Here is a 19,243-nt window from a genome sequence, read left to right on the forward strand (position 1 = left end):
CCGTGACCGTGAAGGAGAGCGGGGTCATGACGGCGTTCCCCCTCGGACTGCCCACCGCGCGCACTGTCCGGACCACCCCCGAGGGCCTTCACTGGGAGCCCGGCGAGCGATGGGTGCGCGGCCGCAAAGGCGACGCCACCGTTGTCGACAGCCGGCACCCGGTCCTCGTCTGGGAGCCCGGACGGCCCGTCCCGCTGTACGCGTTCCCCCGCGAGGAGGTCCGCGAAGACCTGCTCCGCCCGGCGAAGAACCCGCCGACCGGTGCCCACGCCGTAGCGCGGATCTTCTACGACCTCGAGGTCGACGGGCAGCTGCTGGGGAACGCGGCCTGGACGTACGCCGCCGACGACCTGGCAGGACACATCGCCTTCGAGTGGTTCCCGGGTCGCGGCGGTGTCCTGGACCACTGGTACGAGGAGGAGGAAGAGGTCTTCGTCCACCCGCGGGACCCGTACAAGCGGGTGGACGCCCTGCCGAGCAGCCGTCATGTGCGGGTCGAGATCGACGGCACGGTCGTCGCGGACACGCGCCGTCCGGTACTGCTGTTCGAGACGGGCCTTCCGGTGCGGTACTACGTCCCGCGCGAGGACGTCCGCCTCGACCTGTTCGCATCCACGGAGCACAGCACCCGCTGCCCGTACAAGGGCATGGCCGAGTACTGGTCGTACCGGGCCGGCGCGGACGTCCCGGCAAACATCGCCTGGAGCTATCCGGCCCCGCTGCCCGCGGTCGCCGCCATCGTGGGACTCGTCGCCTTCTACAACGAGGCGGTCGACATCACGGTGGACGGTGAACGTGTGGAACGGCCGGTGAGTCCGTTCAGCGAGATGCTGTCGTCGGGCCCGTCGGCCCGGCGCCGCCGAGACTGAGGCACCGGGCCGGACCGGTCGGTCAGGACAGGCAGCCGACGTGGGCCAGGGCCTGCTTGAGCAGCACGCCCTGGCCGCCCGGCATCTCGTCCTGCACCACGGCCGAGGCGGCCTCCTGCGGGCTGAACCACACGAGGTCCAGTGCGTCCTGGCGGGGGCGGCAGTCGCCGGCCACCGGGACGATGTAGGCGAGGGCCACCGCGTGCTGGCGGGGATCCTGGAACGGTGTGATCCCCTGTGTCGGGAAGTACTCGGCGACGGTGAAGGGCTGCAGAGAGGCCGGGACACGGGGGAGCGCAACGGGCCCCAGATCCTTCTCCAGATGGCGCAGGAGGGCGTCCCGGACCCGTTCGTGGTGCAGGACCCGCCCGGATACGAGCGTGCGGCTGACGGTCCCGTCGGGCCCGATCCGCAGCAACAGTCCGATGCTGGTGACTTCACCGCTGTCGTCGACGCGCACCGGCACGGCTTCCACGTACAGGATCGGCATGCGGGCACGCGCCAGCTCGAGTTCGTCGGGACTGAGCCAGCCGGGCGTGGTTTCGGTCGTGTCAGGCATTGCCCGATCGTACGGTCAACACCTCGCGTTGTCCGCGTGTCACTCCAGGTCAGACGCAACTCACACGGACGGGCACGGAGACGTGCGGCACTCACTTCACGCCACCGTCGGTCCCACTCCGCAGGACGTCGCGCAGGCGGCGCAGGTCGTCCGCCGGGCGTCCCAGGCCGTTCAGGCGGAGTCGCGCGGCCTCCGTCCGTGCGTCCGGGTGGCTGGTGAAGGCGAGATCCAGAGCCTGGCGCACCATCCACTGCTGATAGGCGAGCAACCGGCCCGCACGGTGCTTTGCCTCCACGAGGTCGGGGTCCGTCACCGGGAGGTTCCGCAAGCGTCCCAGCAGCCGGTGCAGGGCGGCGCTCTGGCGGCCGCAGTCCTGGGCGGTCTGTCCGGACACAGGTCCCGGCTCGCCGCAGGCAGCCACCACGAGGTCCGTCGCGACCTGGGTCGCGAGCGCCTCGTCGAGAAGGCCGGTGAGCGCCTCCAGCTGGGCGGCACGCGGAATGGGCTCCACATCCGAGGAGTACCCGCCGGTTCCCCTCACGATCCCGTGGCCGGGTCGTGGTGGGGGTACACGGTGCTGGAGTTCGTGGTGGACGGTTCCGTCCGTTTGTTCCGCGGACAGTGCGCTGAGGGAGCCGACCCTGTGCGCTGCCGGGCTACCGGCATGCGTGGAGGGTCTTTAGAGTCTCCGAGTGGTCAGGCGGCCACCGTCCCCCGACACTGAGTTCTGAACCCTCGCGGCTCAGGAGATGACGCTGTGAATTCCTTCTCACCGGGCTTTCGTGGGCGTGCCCGTTCCCTGGCGGAGCGGCTGCCTCCCGGGCAGTACCCGACCGAGTCGTTTCCCGTGCTGTCCGCCGGTCCCACGCCGCGGGTGTCCACCGAGGACTGGACCTTCACCGTGACGACCGAACTCGGTGACACGCGCAGCTGGACCTGGGAACAGATGATGGACCTGCCGCAGCAGGAGACGGTTCAGGACATTCACTGCGTGACGCGGTGGTCGAAGTTCGACACGCACTGGCGCGGGGTGCCGCTCGACGCGTTCCTCGAGGATGTCGAGACGGCCGCGGACTACGTCGTCGTCAGCAGCTACGGCGGTTACACGACGAATCTCCCGCTGGAGGACCTCCTCGACGGCAGGGCCTGGATCGCCCACACCTACGACGGCTATCCCCTGTCGCCCGAGCACGGCGGACCCGCCCGGCTGCTCGTGCCGCACCTGTACTTCTGGAAGTCGGCCAAGTGGGTGCGTGGACTGCGGCTCACCCTGGAGGACGATCCGGGCTTCTGGGAGTCGGTCGGGTACCACAACTACGGCGATCCCTGGCGCGAGCAGCGCAACTGGGGCGACTGACCATGCGGATCGCCTGGCGCAGTGCGCGGCTCGTCGAGCGCCGCCCCCAGACTTCGACCGCCCGCTCCCTGGATTTCACCGTGCCCGGCTGGCCCGGTCATCTGCCCGGCCAGCACGTCGACGTGCGGCTCACCGCCGACGACGGCTATCAGGCGGTGCGCAGCTACTCCCTGGCCGCGCCCGCCGACGGCGAGACCATCGAGCTGGGTGTGCAGGCCGTGCTCGACGGAGAGGTCTCGCCCTACCTGGCAGACGATCTGCCGCTTGGCGCGGATGTGGAAGTACGCGGACCCCTCGGCAACTGGTTCGTCTGGCGCACCGAGCAGACCGAGCCGGTGCTCCTGGTGGCCGGAGGCTCCGGTGTCGTTCCGCTCGCGGCCATGATCCGCGCTCACCGCGAGGCGCGGTCGCGCAGCCCGTTCCACCTGCTCTATTCGGTGCGCACGCCCGACGAGGTCTGGTACCGCGAGTACCTGGCCGACCGGGACGCCGGGCTCGACGTGCGCATCGTGTACACGCGGCAGGCCCCGCCGGACAGTACCCGCCCGACCGGCCGGGTCACGGCGGCCGACCTCGACGAGCTGTCGGCCCGGCTGCAACCGGCCGGCCCGGTTTACGTCTGCGGGCCCACCGGCTTCGTCGAGGCCGTCGCCGACCTGCTGATTGACATGGGCCGAGACCCCCTCACCATCCGCACCGAGCGCTTCGGATGACCCAACGACCCAGACCGCACGGGAGGTCCTCATGGCAGACGTCACCGCCCACCTCGACGGCAACTGCCTCGCCGGCCCGCTGTCCGAGATCCTCTCCGTGGAACCGACCACGGCCTGGTGGCGCTGTCCCGAATGCGCGCGGTCCGGTCCGCTCGCCGGGCTCCACGTCTACGGACCCGAGCCCGGCCTGACCGCGCGCTGCCCCGGCTGCGCGTACATCGCTCTGCGGCTGGTCAGGGAGGGGGAGCACATCTGGCTCACGGTGGGCGGCGGCACCGGCGCGTTCCGCTTCCGGACGGCTTAGGGGGCCCACACCGCCCAGGAGTTCCGTCTCGTCGGGGAAGGGATCTCCTGCTCTGGTGTCCTGCTCCGAACCTTCAATCCGTGGGCACGGAATCCGAATCTCCTTGCTTAAGTCAATCAACTGACTTGCCATCAGGCGGAGTCGTGCAGACCCGAGTGCCCCTACGGAGGCTCGACCCATGTCCCACGCACCACTCCGGCCCGCCGAGACGGCGCGCCGCGGACGAATCTCGTCGTGGCGGTCCTGGCCTTCGGCGGGATCGTGGTCTCGCTGATGCAGACCCTGGTGATCCCGATCGTCCCCGAGCTGCCCCGGCTGCTGAACGCCTCGGCCTCGGACACGGCCTGGGCGGTCACCGCCACCTTCCTCGCGGCCGCCGTCGCCAGCGGCTCGGTCTATGCCGCCGGTGTCAGGTGGCCGGTCGGGGTCCAGGTTCGCGGCTCTCTGGTCGGGCGGCGGTGGTGAGTACGGCGCCGTGGGCGTTCCCCCGCCGAGGGCGAGGGTGTCCAGCCACCTTCTGATCTTGCGGCGGTTGGCGTGGGCCAGCTGGAAGGCGAGCAGGATCGTCTGTGCTGCGATGCCGCGGATGCGGCGGGAGCCCGCGGATTCGATGCCCTCTGCGAGGGGGTTCTTGGCGTAGCCGTTGACCGTTCAGGCCCCGGTCCGGCGCAACCACTCCTTTTCCTCGCCCGGTTCGGGCAGCACACGACCGCCCTCGACAGCGGACCGGGCAGGACCGTCCTGGAGCACCACCATGGTCTGACTCTCGTCCACGCCCGAGACCCGGGCGATCGCTGAAGACAGCTCCACGGCCAGTCGCGTCGCCTCCTCCTGGGGATGGCCTCGCCGTACCCAGCCGGTGAGGATCAGCGGTGTCGCCGGCTGCCCGCCTGCGAAGACACTGTCCGCAGGCAGCTCGGAGAAGACCACGTTGACGTAGGCCGGTGGCACGTGGTTGATGGCCACGTGAATCCGGGTGATCTCGGCTGCCAGCAGGGCCTTCGACTCGCTGGTCAGCGATCCCCGGGCCGCAGTACAGGTGTAGATAGGCATGGTGACTCCTCAACTGTCCGGGGCATCGCGGCTGAAGGACGGCCGGGCCGTGAACAGACAGTGGTTGTTGACGTACCCTGAGCCAGGGTTCTCGGTTCAAAACGGGCCAGAGATCCGTTCCCTCGGGTGTGTGTAGGTATCAGTCCGGTCCGAATCGCGGAGGCCCCCAGAGAGCTACGATGCAGGCGTTGGCTCCCTGGCACCGCCTCGGTAGTCACACGCTCGGTCGTGTCGTTCGCCGTGCCCTCGGTCAGAAGCCTCTGCGCACGCCCCCGTCGATCGACAGCATCACGCCTGTCAGATACGACGCGGCGGGCGACAGCAGGAAGGCTGCACTGCGGCCGAACTCGTCCGGGGTTCCGTAGCGGCGCAGCGGTACGCCGGCAGTCGCGCGCTCGCGGGCGGCGTCCGCGTCTCCACCCCGCGCGTCGAGTTCGCGCACCCGGTCGGTTTCGATGTGGGCGGGCACGAGGCCGACGACGCGGATGCCCCTTGGGCCCAGCTCGTTCGCGAGGTTCTTCGCGTAACCGGCCAGGCCCGGCCGCAGGGCATTGGAGATCGCGAGGCCGGGAATCGGCTCGTACACGGAGCTGGAGAGGACGAAGCCGATGACACCCCCCTCGCCCAGCTCAGCCGCGACGGCGCGGGAGAGCCGCACCGCGCCGAGGAAGACCGATTCGAAGGCGGCGCGCCACTGGTCGTCCTCGATGGTGTCCGACGTACCCGCCGGCGGCCCGCCGACGCTGATGAGCACCCCGTCCAACCGCTTGAAGGCATCGCGGGCCGCGGCGATCAGCCGGTCCGGAGTCTCCGTGTCGGCGTTGTCGGCCACGACGCCGACCGTCTGCCCCGGGCCGCCGAGCTCTGCCTCGGCGGCAGCCACCGATTTCTCGCTGCGGCCGCTGACGACCACCCTCGCACCGTCGGCCACCAACTCGCGTGCGGCCGCCTTGCCCAGCCCGCGGGTGCCACCGGTGACGATGTACACCCGGTCCTTCAGCCCAAAGTCCATGATTTCTTTCGCCTCTCCGATCGTGCGGGCCGCACGGCCTACAACATCGCCTTCTGGGGTTGCGTCGGGACCACGATGACCGTGGTGGTGTCGGCGGTCAGGGCCGCCTTGAACTCCCGCTCCAGGTCCTCGGTGGTCTCCACGTCGATGGCGCGGTGGCCCAGCAGGTCGAATGGCTTCCCACGGTCAGTTCCGGATCGTAGCCGATCACGACCACCAGGTCGTGTCCGGTCAGGCGGTCGCTGATGGTCTTCACCGACATGCCGAGCGGGCCGCCGAAGAGGGGGTGGTCCTCGGGGAAGGAGGCGCGGTCCAGCAGCGGGGCGCCATAGACGGAAGCGCGCAGCTTCTCCGCCAGTGCGACGGCTCCGTCCCAGCCGCCGCTGCGGTCGACCTCCGGCCCGAAGATCAGTGCGGGCCGACGGCTTGCGGAGATGCGATCGGCGAATCCGCGCAGCCGCTCGGTGTCGGGGGCGACGCGGTCGCTCACGGTCCGCACCCGGGTGAACCCGGACAGGGGCCGCTTCCAGTCGTCCATGGGAATCGACAGGTAGACCGGTCCCGTCGGCGGCTGCAACGCCTCCGCGTAGGCCCGCATGAACGCCTCCGGCACGTCCTCGGCGCGGGCCGGCTCGTAGGACCATTTCACCCACGGCTTGGGCAGGGTGGTGGCCTCGCGGTTGCCGAGATACGGCTCCCCGATCACCAGTTCCCGGTGCTGCTGCCCCGAGGTGATGATCAGGGGCGTGTTTCCGTGGTAGGCCGCCACCAGGTTGCCCACCGCGTTTCCCAGCCCGGCCGAGGAGTGCACGTTGACCAGTGCGGGGCGGCCGGTCACCTGGGCGAAGGTGTCGGCCATGGCGATGACGGACGCCTCCTGCAGCGCCAGGACGTAGGTGAAGTCCTCGGGGAAATCCTGCAGGAAGGGCTGCTCGGTGGAGCCGGGGTTACCGAAGACCGTGGTGAGTTTCAGGGTCCGCAGCAGGTCGTAGGTCACGCTGCGAACGGTGGATTGCTCAGTCATGGTTGCCATCGACTTTCTCGCTGGGGCTGGGCTTCGGGCTCAACGGGCCTGCCAGAGGGGTGAGCGCTTCACGGGGAAGGCTCGAATGCCTTCCTGGGCGTCGTGGGGACGCCAGAACCGGTGCGCCAATCTGATCCTGCTGGACAAGGGGGTACCCGTCGCGAAATGTGGTCCGTTCGGTGACAGGCCTGCATGAGGACTTGGCCCGGTTCGCTGAGGTAGTGGGCCAGGGCGAACCGCTCGGTGAGCGAGGGATCGCCGGCGCATCTGGCCCCGGCTGGTTGGCGGGTGTCAAGTGAGGCGGCGGAGGGGTTCGGGACTGAGGTCGGCGAGGGTGGGGTAACCGTCGACGGCCATGATCAGGTCTGCTTCGGCGAGCAGGGACCGCAGGACGTGGACGATGCCGGCTTCACCGCCGTAGGCGAGGCCGTATGCGTAGGGGCGGCCGACGCCGACGGCGGTGGCGCCCAGGGCGACGGCCTTGATGATGTCGGCTCCCGTGCGGACGCCGGAGTCGAACAGGACGGGCGTGGCGTCGGCGGCCTCGACAACGCTGGGCAGGACGTCGAGGGCGGGCAGGCCGCCGTTGGCCTGGCGTCCGCCGTGGTTGGAGCAGTAGATGCCGTCCACGCCGGCGTCCTTGGCGCGGCGGACGTCGTCGGGGTCGCAGATGCCCTTGAGGATCAGCGGCAAGTTGGTGATCGAGCGCAGCCAAGGCAGGTCGTCCCAGGTGAGCGGGTTACCAAAGATCTTCACCCACTCGGCGACCGCGGCCTTCGGGTCGTCCTCCGGGCTGCGGGCGAGGCGGGCGCGGAAGACGGGGTCGCTGGTGTAGTTGGTCAGGCAGTTCCCGCGTAGCTGAGGGAAGTTGCTGGTAGCCAGGTCGCGGGGGCGCCAGCCGGTGATCCAGGTGTCAAGGGTGACCACAATGCCCTTGAACCCGGCCTTCTCGGCACGGTGGACCAGGCTCTCGGCCAGCTCCCGGTCGGTGGGGGTGTAGAGCTGGAAGAAGCCCGGGGTGCCGCCGAACTCCTCGGCGACCTGCTCCAGCGGATCGACGGTCAGTGTGGAGGCGATCATCGGCACGCCGGTGCGGGCGGCGGCGCGGGCAGTGGCGAGATCGCCGTGGCCGTCCTGCGCGCACAGCCCGATCACTCCGACCGGGGCCATGAACAGAGGCGAGGGCAGGCGCATCCCGAACAGGTCGACAGACAGATCCCGGTCTGTGGCCCCCACCATCATGCGAGGGATGAGGCCCCAGCGTTCGAACGCGGTGACGTTGGCCCGCTGGGTGCGCTCGTCACCGGCGCCGCCCGCGACGTAGGAGCGGACCGAGGCGGGCATCGCGGCCTTAGCCAGCGGCTCCAACTCGTCGTAGGTCATCGGGAAGCGCGGCACCACCCCGCGCAGTCCGTCGAGGTAGATCTCGTCCTGGTAGTCGGCGTAAGCCATGATCCGGCCCTCCTTCACGCTCACCGGGTGCGGACCCTTGAGGTCCACAATGGGAGAGTGATGCACGAAAGGCGCCAAACGCAGGATTCTGGCTCACAAGGCGGGATTGTGCAGGATGATGGACCGACGCTGCTGACAGAGGACGAGCTGGCGCTGGTCAATGCCCTGCAGCTGCGGCCGCGGGCCTCATGGACCAAGCTCGGGCGCGCCCTGGAGGTCGACCCGGTCACCGTCGCTCGCCGCTTCAGCCGCCTGGCCGACCAAGGCGCCGCCTGGGTGGGGTTCTCACCCGGCCCACGGCTGTTCGAGCAGGTCTGCGTGGCCTTCGTCGTGATCGACTGCGCTCCGGGGACCACCGCTCAGGTCGCCCAGGCGCTGCGCGTCCACCCCCACATGCTCACGATCGAGCGTGCGGCCACCGGGCACGACATCCTCGCCACCGTCGCCACCCGCGACCTGCCGGCCCTCTCCCGCTACACCCTCGACCTGCTCCCGCACCTTCCCGGTATCACCACCGTGCAGGCCCGGATCGTCACCCACATGTTCACCGAGGGCGGCCGATGGCGCATTGCCGCCCTCGCCCCCGACCAGCGCGCCCAGCTGACCGACCCGCCCCCGGCCCAAACCCCCGTCGCCCCGGGCGAGATCACCCCCTTCGACCGCGCCCTGGTCACCCGGCTCGCCCACGACGGCCGCGCTCCCTACCAGACCCTGGCCAACGACCTAGGCGTCAGCCTCTCCACCGCCAAACGCCGCCTCGAACAGCTCACCCGACGCGGCCTCCTGCGGTTCCGCTGCGACTTCGCCCGCCCCCTCGGCGGCTGGCCCGTATCGGTCACCCTCTGGGCCAAAGTCCCACCCGCCGACCTCCCCGAGATCGGCCAGGCCCTCATCCGCCTGCCCGAAACCCGCAACTGCGCCGCCATCAGCGGACCGCACAACCTCATTCTCCAGGCCAGCCTGCACTCCGTCAGCGACGTCCTGCGCCTGGAAAGCCGGCTCGCCATCGCTCACCCCAGCCTCGACATCGTCGACCGCGTCATCACCCTGCGCCAGGACAAGCTGCTCGGACACCTCCTGGACCCCCACGGCCGCTCCGTCGGCGTCATCCCGCCCGACCTCTGGGCGGAGCCGGCGATGTGACGAGGTGTCCGACATCTTCGCCGTCAGTACTGCGGCAACGAAGTCCGTCTGATCAATCCGGACTTGGTAGCTGATCTCCTGCCTCACACCAGCGAAATCTCCCCATCGGGGAGCCAGCCCTCCCAGTAGCCGTCCATGAAGTCGAGCAGTTGCACAGCGACTGCTGGGCACTGCCGCGAACGGTTCCCAACAGCGTCGGCACCGGCACCGAAGTGGGCCTTGGCCCGGTACGGCCCTGCCAGGTGGCCGCGCGATGATGACGCTACGCGTCGAGGCCCAGCAGTCCGGCACTCGCCGTGACGCACGCACACAGGGCGAGGACAGGGCACTGATCGGTCCGGTCGAGACCGCCAACGTCCGGCTGGGCCATCAGTCGCAGCAAGCTCGAGCAGGCGCCACCCTTCTGGGTGTCTGGCCTGCGCGGACTGTGCCAAGACCGTCTCGTCATCCATGGCATCGCCCGCACCGACGCGGACGCCCGGCAACTGATCTAAGCAGCCACTGCCACGTCCCCCTGACCCCGGCCAAGCACTGACAGGGCATCGAGGACCATTCCGGTTTCGCCGGCCGACCCCGGGATGGTCTGCAAACTTCGGCTTCAGCACCCGCATATCCCGTTGCCGTCCCCTTGTGTCGCGGAGTTCGAGAACTACTCCCGGGCAACGGCCAGTTCCAGCAGCGAGATCGACCGCGGTGCCGAGATCGCCAGTGCGCTTGGTGTAGATGGGCGTAGCGGATGATTGTTCGCGCCGCCGGGCTTGCTTGTGTGCGATTGCTCCCTGACTACGACTGCTGATCGTGGCCGGCGTCGCCGAGCTCTTTGAGCAGCAGAGTCAGGGTCGCGAGTCGCTCGGGCCCGAGCAGTTCTTCGATCCAACGGCTGGTTTCCTGTGACTGCTGGCGGCCCAGGGCTGCTCGTTCATGCCCGGCAGGAGTCAGAGTGACCAGTTGCCGGCGGCGATTGCGGGGATCCGTGCTCTTGGTGATCAGGCCACGGGCCAAGAGTCGGTCGAGGAGTGGTGTGAGTGTCGACCGGTCGACTGCGGCGAGGGCGCCGAGGGTCTTCTGGTCGAGGCTTCCGCGCTCGTCCAGGACTTGAACCACGGCGAACTGCGGAGGCGTGAGGTCGCTGCTGCGAAGCTGCCACGAGGCGTTCACCGCCTGCGAGGCACGTCGTAGCTGGTGGGCCATGCCGTCTTCCAGCGTCCCGTCGTATCGCGCTCCGGTCGTCATGAGTCCAGGTTATATCCGTGCACTGTTAGTTGGTGGACGGACTGTTTGCAATCGGAATCCTTGTACCCTACATTGATCCGTGTACGGACTTACTGTGTACGGAAGGTGGTTCCCGTGCCGCGACGGGTGATCTTGGGGATGACTGGGGCAACCGGCGCCGTCTTCGGTGTCGAGCTGCTTCGCCGGCTGCGGGACCAGCCGGACGTGGAGACTCATCTCGTTCTGTCTCAATGGGCCAGAGCGACAATCCATCTGGAGACCGACCTGTCGGTCCGTGAAGTCACCGACCTGGCGGACGTGACCTATGCGTGGAACGACCAGGGTGCAGCAATTTCGTCAGGGTCGTTCCGGGCGGACGGAATGATTATCGCGCCGTGCAGTATGAAGACCCTTGCCGGAATCAGAACCGGATATGCCGACGGCCTCATCCCCCGAGCTGCCGACGTCACTCTGAAGGAGCGGCGTCCCTTGGTGCTCGTGCCGAGGGAGACCCCGCTCAGTGAAATCCATCTTGAGAACATGCTGGCGCTCTCCCGCATGGGAGCAAGGATCGTTCCGCCGATGCCGGCCTTCTACAGCCGCCCGAAAACCATTGACGAGCTCGTCGAGCATGTCGTCGTCCGAGTTCTGGATCAACTGGATATCCAGGTGCCATCGGCGCTGCGCTGGGACGGAATGCCTCGACCCTCCGAACTGAAAGGCGTAAGCCACTGATGTCCGAAATCAATGACCTCCGGTCCTACATCTCCGCACTCGAAGGGCTGGGCGACATTCAACGCATCTCACGGGTGATCGATCCGAACCTGGAAGCATCGGCCGTCACACGGCGGTCCACCGAGAACGGCCGGCCCGCCCCGTTCTTCGAGCACCTCAGCGGAGTCGATGAGGGGTTCCGCATGATCGGAGCCCCGGGCGCCCTGTCGAGCGTTCCCGGGCATCCGCTGGCGCGGGTCTCCCTTTCTCTCGGCCTGCCGTACACGACGACCGCCGCCGAACTGGTCGAACATCTCAGGGAGGCAGGCACCAAGGAGTTGCTCCCACCGCGGCGGGTGGCAGCCGACTCGGCGCCCTGCAAGCAGAACATCCTGACGGGTGCCGAAGCCCGTCTCGATCGATTCCCGATCCCGTTCGTTCACCAGAGCGACGGCGGCCCCTACGTCAATACGTGGGGTGTGATCGTCGCCAGGACACCGGACGGTCGATGGACGAACTGGTCCATCTCCCGAATCATGAAGATCGACGACCGGCACATGACCGGACTGGTGCTACCGAATCAGCACCTCGGCATGATCTGGCGCGAGTGGGAGGCCATCGGCGAGCCGATGCCTTACGCCCTCGTCCAGGGAGGTGACCCGGGCGTTCCCATCGTCGGCGGAATGACCGTCCCGGCCGAGGTCGACGAGGGAGCGTATCTCGGAGCGGTGCTGGGCAAGCCGGTCGACGTGGTGAAGTGCGAGACAAACGATCTGGAAGTGCCGGCCTCTGCCGAGGTCGTCATCGAGGGGCGCCTGTCCGCAACGCGCGATGCCGTGGAGGGCCCGTTCGCTGAGTTCCACGGCTGGGCACTGCCCGAGACGTCACCGCAGCCGCTCTTCAGTATCGAGGCGATCACCTACCGGGACGACCCCGTCTGGCCGCTTGCCGCTGCGGGGCGGCCTGTCGACGACTCGCACGTCGCACCGGCTGCCGGCATCTCCGCGGAGGTTGTCGCGGTCCTGCGGAAGGCGGGGCTGCCGATCACGACCACTTGGCTGCCGCTCGGTGCCGCCTGCTTCTGGACGGTGATCACGGTCCCGCAGAACTGGCGCGACCTGATGCCGGGGATGGACACCGCGCGATTCGTGCACCGCATCGGTGAGGTACTGAAAGGCACCCGGGTCGGCCGACTCTCCCCGGTCGTCTACGTCCTCGACGACGACGTGGATCCATCGAACGACTCGGATCTCCTGTGGGCGCTGGCCACCAGGGTGCATCCTTCACTCCGGCAAGAACAGTGGCACGGGCCGATCATGCCGTGGTACCCGTGCTTCCTCGAGGAAGAACTGCACAATGGCTGGGGAGCCGTCGTCGTGCACGACGCCCTGCTCCCGGCGGTGGGAAGCGGACGCGTCCCGCCCGCCACCTTCGACGGCGTCTTCCCGGCAGAGCTGCGCGCCAAGGTCCTCGCCGCCGAATCCGACTCGGCAAGCGACACCGGCTCTGCCGCATCGCGCTAGCACCTGGGGCGCCGTTGGCCTCTGGGGCGCAACGACCAGGCGGCCCCTTACAAGACCGTCATGCTCGGCTGCCGGCCTCGCCGGGACCCTCAACCTCCCGTCAAGGCCAGGCTGGCTGTTGCCGGACAGCGTCCTGGACACAACGGATATCAGCCGGCGCCGACTCCACAGATCGCCCCCTGATCGGCCACAGCATGGTGCGTAGAGGGCGCGATGAGGCGCAACCTTGCGGCTCGCCTCGGTGAGTACGCGCCGCAGGGCGTTGAGGTGCTCCGTCTTGGCGCGGTAGCTGAGCATGCCGACGGAGCCCCCTGGCCGCTGAGTTCTAGGCCACCCTCACGGCCGCCGCCGCATCAGAATGCTCATCGGCTGGGCGGCGGCGCGGACGGCTCAGGGTTCCAACACCTCGTTGAGCGGTGGAGGCCGTCCGGGTGAAAGAGAAATGACGAGAGGCCGCTGGTCGAGTGACCAATGGGATTTGGCCAACCGCCGTCTCGCTCAGGCCGACTACCGCATCCCCGCACAGGACTGGGCCGACTTGCGGGTTCCTCCCGGGGTACCCGGGTCTGACGGCGTCCGCGACCGTACGGGCCCGGTCACCCAACCAGAAATGTGCCGGGCCCCCGCGGCGACCGCCACCGGCCCGCGTGACGGTGCGGCGCTGGCCCAGCTCGTCGGCGCTTGTCACGGGAAGAGCAGGAGCTTGCCGCTGGTCGTCCGGGACTCAATATCGCGGTGTGCCTGGGCGGCGTCCTCAAGCGGATAGCGCCGGCCGATCTCCGGGATCAGGACGTTGCGCCGCACCAGGTCGAAAAGGTTCGCACTGTGGCGCAGCAGTGCCTCGCGGGTGGGGATGTGGTCTCGGAAGACCGGGTAGGAAATCTTGATGCTGTGGGGCAGTTCGCGCATGTTCACCACGGGTACCGCCCCGATAACCGCGCCGTAGTACAGCAACAGCCCATGCCGGCGCAGGACCTTCATCGAGGCACGGAAGGTGGTCTCCCCTCCGCCGTCGAAAACTACGTCCACGCCCGCACCGTCTGTGAGCGCCAGCACGGGCTCGACAAAGGCGTCAGCTGTGGACACCACGGTGTGATCGGCACCGCTGCTCTGGGCGGTCTTGGCCTTCTGCTCGCTGGAGACGATGCCGATGACCTTGCCGCCACGCGCCTTGATGAGCTGGGTCAGTTTCTGGCCCAGTCCGCCGGCCGCGGCGTGCACCACGGCGACCTGGCCGGGCTGGACGTCGGCGGCCTCGGTGACGAAGTGGTGGGCGGTGATGCCGTGCATCATCAGGCTCGCGGCGACCTCGTCGGAGATGTCGTCCGGTACGGGCACCGCGTCGGCGGCGGGCAACACGATCTGTTCCGCGTACGAGCCGTAGGCGTACACCCAGGCCACCCGGTCACCGACAGCGAAATCGCTCACCCCCTCACCCAGCGCGCTCACCCGGCCCGCGCCCTCCACTCCGGGCACAAAGGGCAGGACGCCGGTCGCGGCGCCGAGCCGACGCGCGCCGGTGTCCATGAAATTGACCCCGGCTGCGGCGATATCCACCCGGATCTGGCCCGGTCCGGGCTCGGGGACGGGTCGGTCGGTGAACCGCAGCTGTTCCGGTCCGCCCAGTTCTTCCACGACGATCGCTTGCATTTCGCGCACCCTTCTCATCGTTCTGCTGCCTCGACTCTTCCTCGTATAAAATGGACCGGCAAGTCCAGAAAAGGTAGAGGAGGGTTCATGTCCGTTGGAGGAGCAAGCGCGCCGCGCCTGACCAGCAAGGGTGCGGCCACCCGGCGCCGCATTGTGGAAGGGGCGGCCGAGGAGATCCGCGAGCGGGGCGTCACCGGGACGACCCTCGACGACATCCGCGCCCGCACCGCGACCAGCAAGAGCCAGATCTTCCACTATTTCCCCGGCGGGAAAGAGGAGTTGCTGCTTGCGGTGGCCGCCCGTGAGGCGGAGCGCGTCCTCGAAGACCAGGAACCGCACCTGAGCGACCTGGGCACGTGGTCGGCATGGCAGGGCTGGCGGGACGCGGTCGTTCAGCGGTACGAGCGGCAGGGCGTCAACTGCCCGCTCGGCATGCTGATCACCGAGCTGGGCCGCGCAACCCCGGCGGCGAAGGCGCTCACGAGCCAGCTCATCGGCCAGTGGCAGGCGGCCCTTAGTAGCGGGATCCGGCGCCTGCAGGACAGCGGCGAGATCGGCGGGGATCTGGACGCCGACCGGACCGCGGCTGCGCTCGTCGCCGCGGTGCAGGGCGGGGTGACCATCCTGATGTCCACTGGCGCCATCTCCCACCTGGAGGCGGCGCTCGACACGACGCTGGCCCTGCTGCGCACCACAGCCGCAACCATGCGGTGACACACGCGCCGATACTTACTTTTTTGTCCGTACTTACGAACGGTCAGGCGGCCGAACTAGCGTGAAGGCATGACGCACAGCACCCCACACGTCGCCACCGGCTACGCTTCTGACCAGCGCCTTCAGTACCTCGCGGACCGGATCGAGATCCAGGACCTCATGGTGCGGTACGCACTCGGCCAGGACCTCCATGAGGGAGGCGACAACGACGTCCTCGAACAGTGGGACACCGTCTTCGCCCCGGAGGCCACCGTCGACTACTCCGCAGCCGGCGGTTCGGCGCTGAAGGACATCGGTTACCGCACCCTCGTGGACGTGATGCGCGGCGCCGACGGGTCCATGAGCGGCCTGCTCAAGTGGCAGCACTTCCAAGGCTTTTCGACCGTCGACATCGACGGCGACACCGCCCTCGCGCGCACCCAGCACCTGCATACCCACAAGGGCGGCGCCGACGGTCAGGGCTGGAACCTCATCCAAACCGGGTTCTTCGTCGACCGGCTCGTACGGCGCCCGGAGGGGTGGCGGATCGCCCACCGCACCCTGGAGATCATCTGGATGGATACCTTCCCGACCACCTGACCGATCCCGGCCTGGCCGGAGGGCCAAACCACCGACCTTTCTACGTTTCGGCGTGGCACGACTGGACCGTCCAGTCGTGCAGGGCGTCGAGTGCCGAGGCGAGCGCGCGTCCGGCCGGGGTCAGTTCGTACTCGACGTGCGGCGGCACCTCGTTATAGACGATGCGGCGTACGACGCCGTCGGCCTCCAGCGCGCGCAGTTGCTGGCTCAGCATCTTCTGGGTCACCTGCCCGATCGCCCGTTCCAGCTCGGAGAACCGGCGCGGCTGGCGGACGAGGAGATGGTGGATGATCAGCAGCTTCCACCGGCCCCGGATGACGCCCAGGGCGTGCTCGACCCGGCTGATGGAGCAGTCCGGGGCCGATGTCCCGGTGGAGGTCTCCCGTTGTTCCATGTCACTGACTTTCGTCCTCGGAACGGCACGAGAGCGCCGGTTCGGCGGGGTGGGTGGTGAGTGCTGCCACCAGTCGGCGGTTGGCCTCCTGCGCCGTCATGCCCCAGTCCCATTCGTCCTTGTGTAGGCGCAGGGAGACCACCCCGTGCCAAGCCGACCACAGCAGGAGGGCGGCGGCGAAGGGGGCGTCCGGGTCGACCCGGCGCGCAAGGTCGACGATCCGCCTCTGCAGACGGGGGCCCCTCTCGGCTCTGGTTGCCGGGAGTTCGTCGCCGCTTTCGAAGAGAAGCTGGTAGGCGCCCGGGTGCTCCAGCGCCCAGGCGATATAGGCGTCGCCGGCGACCACCAGTCGGTCGGCGTCTGTCGCCGCGTTGTCCAGCGCCGCTTCAACGGCCTCGATCAGGGAGGTGTACTCGGCGTCGAGAACTGCGGATCGCAGGTCGGCCTCTGAGGGGAAGTGCCAGTAGACCGCAGACGGCGCGACCCGGCACGCCCGCGCGATGGACCGCAGGGACGGCACCGCGACGGGCTGGGGCTGCGCCAGCATGGCCACAGCTGCGGCGACGAGTTCGGCACGCAGGTCGCGGCTGTCTCTGGTTTCGGCGGTTCCTCGGGCTCTGCTCACCCACCCTATTGAACACCTGTTCATTGTAGGCTCCCAATGAACAGGTGTTCAGTAGGTGATCGGAGAAGGCGATGCTCACGCTCATGACGGTGATCCGCAAGCGGCCCGAGGTGTCCACGGAGGACTTCCGCCACTTCATGGAGCACGAATACGGGCCGACGTACGCGGCGCTGCCCCAGGTGAGGGAGTACGTGCAGTACTACCTGTCGGACTCCGGGCAGGACGACGCGGAGGAGCCCATCGACGCCATCGTCCGGATCGGCTTCGATTCGGAGGCGACGATGCGCGAGGCACTCGGCACGGAGGAGTACCGCCGGGCGCACGAGCTGCGGAAGGCGTACATGCGCGAAACGTCCGTCGGTATTCACTCGGCCGTACTGGAGAAGCAGGTGCGGTTGGTCTAGACGTCCGGAGGAGAGGGGGTCGCTTCAGACCGCCTGGGCGAGCAGGCCCTCCGACAGGTCCCACAGGCGCCGGGCGTTGTCCGCGTCGACGGCGTACCGGGCGACGCCATGCAGGGTGCCGGTTCGCCGGTCGACGACCTCGGTCTCGTTGCAGTCGACGAAGTACCGGCCGCCGATGCCTTCGAGGAGGGGCGAGGTCGCGAGGAGCACGGAGGTCGCGGCGCCCTGCTCGACCGTCTTGATCAGCTCGGCGGGCACCCTGCCGCTGCCCCGGCCGCCGGTGTGGCGCTGCAGATTCGTGTAGATCGCACCGGGCATCAGGGCGTTGGCGGTGATGTTGTCGTCGGCCCAGCGGCGGGTCGCCTCCACGGCGAAGAGGACGTTCGCGGTCTTCGACTGGCCGTAGGCGAGCCACGGGTCGTAGGGGCGGAAGGCGAAGTTGACGTCATCCCAGACGATGGGTGACTGCTGGTGGCCGGTGGAACTCACCACGACGACACGGGCGTTGCCGTCGGCGGCCAGCGCGGCGTGCAGACCGGTGGCGAGCGCGAAATGGCCCAGGTGGTTGGTGGCGAACTGCCACTCCCAGTCCTGTTCGGTGTACTGCTCCGGACTGGCCATGACGCCCGCGTTGTTCACCAGGATGTGCAGTGGGCCCTGCCAGGCGGCGGTGAAGGCGGTGACGGACTGCGGATCGGCGAGGTCGAGGTGTGCGACCTGCACGTCATGGTTGCCGGTCGATGCGGTGATGTCCTTGGCGACGCGTTCTCCCGCCGCCATGTCCCGGACGGCGAGCGTGACGCTCGCTCCGGTGCCGGCCAGGACGCGGGCGGTTTCGGCGCCAAGACCGGACGAGGCGCCGGTGACCACGGCGCGGCGGCCGGTGAGGTCGATCCCCTTCGCCACATCGGCGGCCGTGCTGGAGAATCCGAAGGGAGTGGTGATGGTGCTCATGAGTGAACTCCTTGCCGGGTACTGCATCACGTACTGAGGTGTGTGGTGGTGGTCCTGTGGGTTCAGGGCGTGACCATGCTGTCCTGCTCCACCGGAGGCGTACCGTCGTGCCAGTCCAGGGCCTTGCCGAAGCGGACCAGCTCGCCGTAGAGAGCGGGATCGACGTGTTCGGTGAAGACCAGGTCGAGTACGGCTTCGGCGGCCTGGGCCGGCGTCTGGGCCTGGCTGTAGTCGCTGAACCAGGGGCGCGAGGTGGCGGTGTCCACCATGCCCGGGCACACCGACGCGATCAGCGTGCCGGCGGCGAGGTCATGGGCACGGCGCTCGGCGGCGACCGCGCGGACGGCCGCGACCTGAGCCACCTTCGAGGGCACGTTCAGCCAGACCGGCCAACCCGCCTCCTGCGCGGTCCGGTGGTGGATGGCACTGCGCCACGACTCCACGGCGTACTCGACCTGGTCCAGGCTCGCGCCGTCGAAGAGATGGTGCAGGCGGGGGTCGAGATGGCCGAGAGTGCCCAAGCTGCTGGCCACGACGAGCAGTCGTCCACCCGGCCGCAGGACGGGGCCGAAGGCGCGCAGGATCGTGTGCGTGGCCGTGTTCGAGACGTCGATGAACTCGTCGGCCCGTTCGGCCTGCGACTCCTCGGGCAGCAGCCGGGCGACCGCGTTGGAGATGACGACGTCGGCCCCGCCGTACCGGGTGCGCAGATCATCGGCGAGACCAACGACGGCGTCGGTGTCGGTGACGTCCAGGACGCGCCCCTCGACGCGAGCGCGCGTACCGGGCAGCAGGCCGACCTCTTGGGCCGCGACTGTTACGCGCTGATGGTCACGGCCAGTGAGCAGGACCAGGTCGTCCGGCTGCATGCGAGCCGCCAGCCCTTCGACGAGAGCGCGGCCGAGTCCTTGGTTGGCTCCCGTGACGAGAGCGATACGTGAACCGTTCATGCATCCCACGCTAAGAACGGCATGCCCATGAGTCCAAC

At 68.7% G+C, this 19,243-nt stretch carries 23 protein-coding genes; 11 read left to right on the forward strand and 12 right to left on the reverse strand.

Annotated elements, in window-relative coordinates; all coding sequences use genetic code 11:
- The first annotated feature begins 26 nt into the window (after positions 1-26).
- Positions 27-869, forward strand: a complete 843-nt coding sequence (locus ACZ3TS_RS01335; protein WP_467612343.1) for a DUF427 domain-containing protein — start codon at positions 27-29, stop codon at positions 867-869.
- A gap of 22 nt (positions 870-891) precedes the next feature.
- Here the strand turns inward: ACZ3TS_RS01335 and ACZ3TS_RS01340 are convergent, their stop codons facing one another.
- Together ACZ3TS_RS01340 and ACZ3TS_RS01345 are read right to left on the reverse strand one after the other, a co-directional pair.
- Positions 892-1,428 carry an NUDIX hydrolase family protein gene (locus tag ACZ3TS_RS01340; RefSeq protein WP_467612345.1) on the reverse strand — a complete coding sequence of 179 codons (537 nt, stop codon included), beginning with the start codon at positions 1,426-1,428 and terminating at the stop codon, positions 892-894.
- 91 nt (positions 1,429-1,519) lie between these two features.
- A complete protein-coding gene (locus ACZ3TS_RS01345) occupies positions 1,520-1,939 on the reverse strand; it encodes a hypothetical protein (protein WP_467612348.1) in 420 nt (139 codons plus the stop codon).
- Between the two features lie 246 nt (positions 1,940-2,185).
- Between ACZ3TS_RS01345 and ACZ3TS_RS01350 the strand changes: the two genes are divergently transcribed.
- The 4 genes from ACZ3TS_RS01350 to ACZ3TS_RS01365 all read left to right on the forward strand — a co-directional run bounded on the left by ACZ3TS_RS01350 (position 2,186) and on the right by ACZ3TS_RS01365 (position 4,267).
- Positions 2,186-2,785, forward strand: coding sequence for a sulfite oxidase-like oxidoreductase (locus tag ACZ3TS_RS01350; RefSeq protein ID WP_467612351.1), 600 nt, complete (start codon positions 2,186-2,188; stop codon positions 2,783-2,785).
- Between the two features lie 2 nt (positions 2,786-2,787).
- Positions 2,788-3,498, forward strand: coding sequence for a ferredoxin reductase (locus ACZ3TS_RS01355; protein ID WP_467612354.1), 711 nt, complete (start codon positions 2,788-2,790; stop codon positions 3,496-3,498).
- 31 nt (positions 3,499-3,529) lie between these two features.
- A complete protein-coding gene (locus ACZ3TS_RS01360; RefSeq protein ID WP_467612357.1) occupies positions 3,530-3,802 on the forward strand; it encodes a DUF6510 family protein in 273 nt (90 codons plus the stop codon).
- Positions 3,803-4,036: 234 nt separating this feature from the next.
- On the forward strand, positions 4,037-4,267 hold the full coding sequence (locus tag ACZ3TS_RS01365; RefSeq protein WP_467612360.1) for a hypothetical protein: 231 nt from the start codon (positions 4,037-4,039) through the stop codon (positions 4,265-4,267).
- 186 nt (positions 4,268-4,453) lie between these two features.
- Here ACZ3TS_RS01365 and ACZ3TS_RS01370 read toward each other — a convergent pair whose 3' ends face one another.
- From ACZ3TS_RS01370 to ACZ3TS_RS01385, 4 genes are all read right to left on the reverse strand, one after another.
- Positions 4,454-4,855: a tautomerase family protein gene (locus tag ACZ3TS_RS01370; protein ID WP_467612363.1), complete on the reverse strand. Its 402-nt coding sequence runs from the start codon at positions 4,853-4,855 to the stop codon at positions 4,454-4,456.
- Positions 4,856-5,105: 250 nt separating this feature from the next.
- Positions 5,106-5,867: an SDR family oxidoreductase gene (locus ACZ3TS_RS01375; protein WP_467612366.1), complete on the reverse strand. Its 762-nt coding sequence runs from the start codon at positions 5,865-5,867 to the stop codon at positions 5,106-5,108.
- Positions 5,868-5,964: 97 nt separating this feature from the next.
- Positions 5,965-6,891: a thiamine pyrophosphate-binding protein gene (locus ACZ3TS_RS01380; protein ID WP_467612369.1), complete on the reverse strand. Its 927-nt coding sequence runs from the start codon at positions 6,889-6,891 to the stop codon at positions 5,965-5,967.
- Between the two features lie 291 nt (positions 6,892-7,182).
- The gene (locus ACZ3TS_RS01385) at positions 7,183-8,343 is read right to left on the reverse strand and encodes an alpha-hydroxy-acid oxidizing protein (RefSeq protein WP_467612372.1); all 1,161 of its coding nucleotides are present in this window, start codon (positions 8,341-8,343) and stop codon (positions 7,183-7,185) included.
- A gap of 108 nt (positions 8,344-8,451) precedes the next feature.
- On the opposite strand from ACZ3TS_RS01385, the gene ACZ3TS_RS01390 reads away from it, so the two are divergent.
- Positions 8,452-9,486 carry an Lrp/AsnC family transcriptional regulator gene (locus tag ACZ3TS_RS01390; protein ID WP_467612375.1) on the forward strand — a complete coding sequence of 345 codons (1,035 nt, stop codon included), beginning with the start codon at positions 8,452-8,454 and terminating at the stop codon, positions 9,484-9,486.
- Positions 9,487-10,269: 783 nt separating this feature from the next.
- On the opposite strand, the gene ACZ3TS_RS01395 is transcribed toward ACZ3TS_RS01390, so the two are convergent.
- Positions 10,270-10,719, reverse strand: a complete 450-nt coding sequence (locus ACZ3TS_RS01395) for a MarR family winged helix-turn-helix transcriptional regulator (protein WP_467612378.1) — start codon at positions 10,717-10,719, stop codon at positions 10,270-10,272.
- Positions 10,720-10,833: 114 nt separating this feature from the next.
- Between ACZ3TS_RS01395 and ACZ3TS_RS01400 the strand changes: the two genes are divergently transcribed.
- Positions 10,834-11,433 carry a non-oxidative hydroxyarylic acid decarboxylases subunit B gene (locus tag ACZ3TS_RS01400; protein WP_467612381.1) on the forward strand — a complete coding sequence of 200 codons (600 nt, stop codon included), beginning with the start codon at positions 10,834-10,836 and terminating at the stop codon, positions 11,431-11,433.
- Entirely contained in the window at positions 11,433-12,935 is a 1,503-nt protein-coding gene (locus tag ACZ3TS_RS01405) for a UbiD family decarboxylase (protein ID WP_467612384.1), read from the forward strand. The genes ACZ3TS_RS01400 and ACZ3TS_RS01405 overlap by 1 nt, the downstream gene beginning before the upstream one ends.
- Positions 12,936-13,619: 684 nt before the next feature.
- Here ACZ3TS_RS01405 and ACZ3TS_RS01410 read toward each other — a convergent pair.
- The gene (locus ACZ3TS_RS01410; RefSeq protein ID WP_467612387.1) at positions 13,620-14,603 is read right to left on the reverse strand and encodes a quinone oxidoreductase family protein; all 984 of its coding nucleotides are present in this window, start codon (positions 14,601-14,603) and stop codon (positions 13,620-13,622) included.
- Positions 14,604-14,672: 69 nt separating this feature from the next.
- On the opposite strand from ACZ3TS_RS01410, the gene ACZ3TS_RS01415 reads away from it, so the two are divergent.
- A complete protein-coding gene (locus ACZ3TS_RS01415) occupies positions 14,673-15,299 on the forward strand; it encodes a TetR/AcrR family transcriptional regulator (RefSeq protein WP_069868099.1) in 627 nt (208 codons plus the stop codon).
- 69 nt (positions 15,300-15,368) lie between these two features.
- Complete coding sequence (locus tag ACZ3TS_RS01420) at positions 15,369-15,878, forward strand: nuclear transport factor 2 family protein (RefSeq protein ID WP_467612390.1); 510 nt, start codon at positions 15,369-15,371, stop codon at positions 15,876-15,878.
- A 40-nt stretch (positions 15,879-15,918) separates the two neighbouring features.
- Here the strand turns inward: ACZ3TS_RS01420 and ACZ3TS_RS01425 are convergent, their stop codons facing one another.
- Complete coding sequence (locus tag ACZ3TS_RS01425) at positions 15,919-16,272, reverse strand: winged helix-turn-helix transcriptional regulator (protein WP_467612393.1); 354 nt, start codon at positions 16,270-16,272, stop codon at positions 15,919-15,921.
- Position 16,273: 1 nt separating this feature from the next.
- The gene (locus ACZ3TS_RS01430; RefSeq protein WP_467612396.1) at positions 16,274-16,897 is read right to left on the reverse strand and encodes a TetR/AcrR family transcriptional regulator; all 624 of its coding nucleotides are present in this window, start codon (positions 16,895-16,897) and stop codon (positions 16,274-16,276) included.
- Positions 16,898-16,968: 71 nt separating this feature from the next.
- Between ACZ3TS_RS01430 and ACZ3TS_RS01435 the strand changes: the two genes are divergently transcribed.
- Positions 16,969-17,301, forward strand: coding sequence for an EthD domain-containing protein (locus ACZ3TS_RS01435; RefSeq protein ID WP_467612399.1), 333 nt, complete (start codon positions 16,969-16,971; stop codon positions 17,299-17,301).
- A 24-nt stretch (positions 17,302-17,325) separates the two neighbouring features.
- On the opposite strand, the gene ACZ3TS_RS01440 is transcribed toward ACZ3TS_RS01435, so the two are convergent.
- Positions 17,326-18,255 (reverse strand): SDR family NAD(P)-dependent oxidoreductase, encoded by a 930-nt coding sequence (locus ACZ3TS_RS01440; protein WP_467612402.1) that lies wholly within the window; start codon positions 18,253-18,255, stop codon positions 17,326-17,328.
- Between the two features lie 62 nt (positions 18,256-18,317).
- Positions 18,318-19,205, reverse strand: a complete 888-nt coding sequence (locus tag ACZ3TS_RS01445) for an SDR family NAD(P)-dependent oxidoreductase (protein WP_467612405.1) — start codon at positions 19,203-19,205, stop codon at positions 18,318-18,320.
- Between the last annotated feature and the right edge of the window lie 38 nt (positions 19,206-19,243).

The sequence above is a fragment of the Streptomyces sp. NPDC022910 genome (assembly GCF_055561075.1).

What these genes read in the sequence shown, in the direction of transcription:
- ACZ3TS_RS01370 (WP_467612363.1), bottom strand. Translation starts at nt 4,855, where the DNA reads ATGCCTATCTACACCTGTACTGCGGCCCGGGGATCGCTGACCAGCGAG.
- ACZ3TS_RS01395 (WP_467612378.1), bottom strand. Translation starts at nt 10,719, where the DNA reads ATGACGACCGGAGCGCGATACGACGGGACGCTGGAAGACGGCATGGCC.
- ACZ3TS_RS01435 (WP_467612399.1), top strand. Translation starts at nt 16,969, where the DNA reads ATGCTCACGCTCATGACGGTGATCCGCAAGCGGCCCGAGGTGTCCACG.
- ACZ3TS_RS01385 (WP_467612372.1), bottom strand. Translation starts at nt 8,343, where the DNA reads ATGGCTTACGCCGACTACCAGGACGAGATCTACCTCGACGGACTGCGC.
- ACZ3TS_RS01440 (WP_467612402.1), bottom strand. Translation starts at nt 18,255, where the DNA reads ATGAGCACCATCACCACTCCCTTCGGATTCTCCAGCACGGCCGCCGAT.
- ACZ3TS_RS01335 (WP_467612343.1), top strand. Translation starts at nt 27, where the DNA reads ATGACGGCGTTCCCCCTCGGACTGCCCACCGCGCGCACTGTCCGGACC.
- ACZ3TS_RS01340 (WP_467612345.1), bottom strand. Translation starts at nt 1,428, where the DNA reads ATGCCTGACACGACCGAAACCACGCCCGGCTGGCTCAGTCCCGACGAA.
- ACZ3TS_RS01425 (WP_467612393.1), bottom strand. Translation starts at nt 16,272, where the DNA reads ATGGAACAACGGGAGACCTCCACCGGGACATCGGCCCCGGACTGCTCC.
- ACZ3TS_RS01420 (WP_467612390.1), top strand. Translation starts at nt 15,369, where the DNA reads ATGACGCACAGCACCCCACACGTCGCCACCGGCTACGCTTCTGACCAG.
- ACZ3TS_RS01415 (WP_069868099.1), top strand. Translation starts at nt 14,673, where the DNA reads ATGTCCGTTGGAGGAGCAAGCGCGCCGCGCCTGACCAGCAAGGGTGCG.
- ACZ3TS_RS01410 (WP_467612387.1), bottom strand. Translation starts at nt 14,603, where the DNA reads ATGAGAAGGGTGCGCGAAATGCAAGCGATCGTCGTGGAAGAACTGGGC.
- ACZ3TS_RS01355 (WP_467612354.1), top strand. Translation starts at nt 2,788, where the DNA reads ATGCGGATCGCCTGGCGCAGTGCGCGGCTCGTCGAGCGCCGCCCCCAG.
- ACZ3TS_RS01445 (WP_467612405.1), bottom strand. Translation starts at nt 19,205, where the DNA reads ATGAACGGTTCACGTATCGCTCTCGTCACGGGAGCCAACCAAGGACTC.
- ACZ3TS_RS01405 (WP_467612384.1), top strand. Translation starts at nt 11,433, where the DNA reads ATGTCCGAAATCAATGACCTCCGGTCCTACATCTCCGCACTCGAAGGG.
- ACZ3TS_RS01380 (WP_467612369.1), bottom strand. Translation starts at nt 6,891, where the DNA reads ATGACTGAGCAATCCACCGTTCGCAGCGTGACCTACGACCTGCTGCGG.
- ACZ3TS_RS01375 (WP_467612366.1), bottom strand. Translation starts at nt 5,867, where the DNA reads ATGGACTTTGGGCTGAAGGACCGGGTGTACATCGTCACCGGTGGCACC.
- ACZ3TS_RS01360 (WP_467612357.1), top strand. Translation starts at nt 3,530, where the DNA reads ATGGCAGACGTCACCGCCCACCTCGACGGCAACTGCCTCGCCGGCCCG.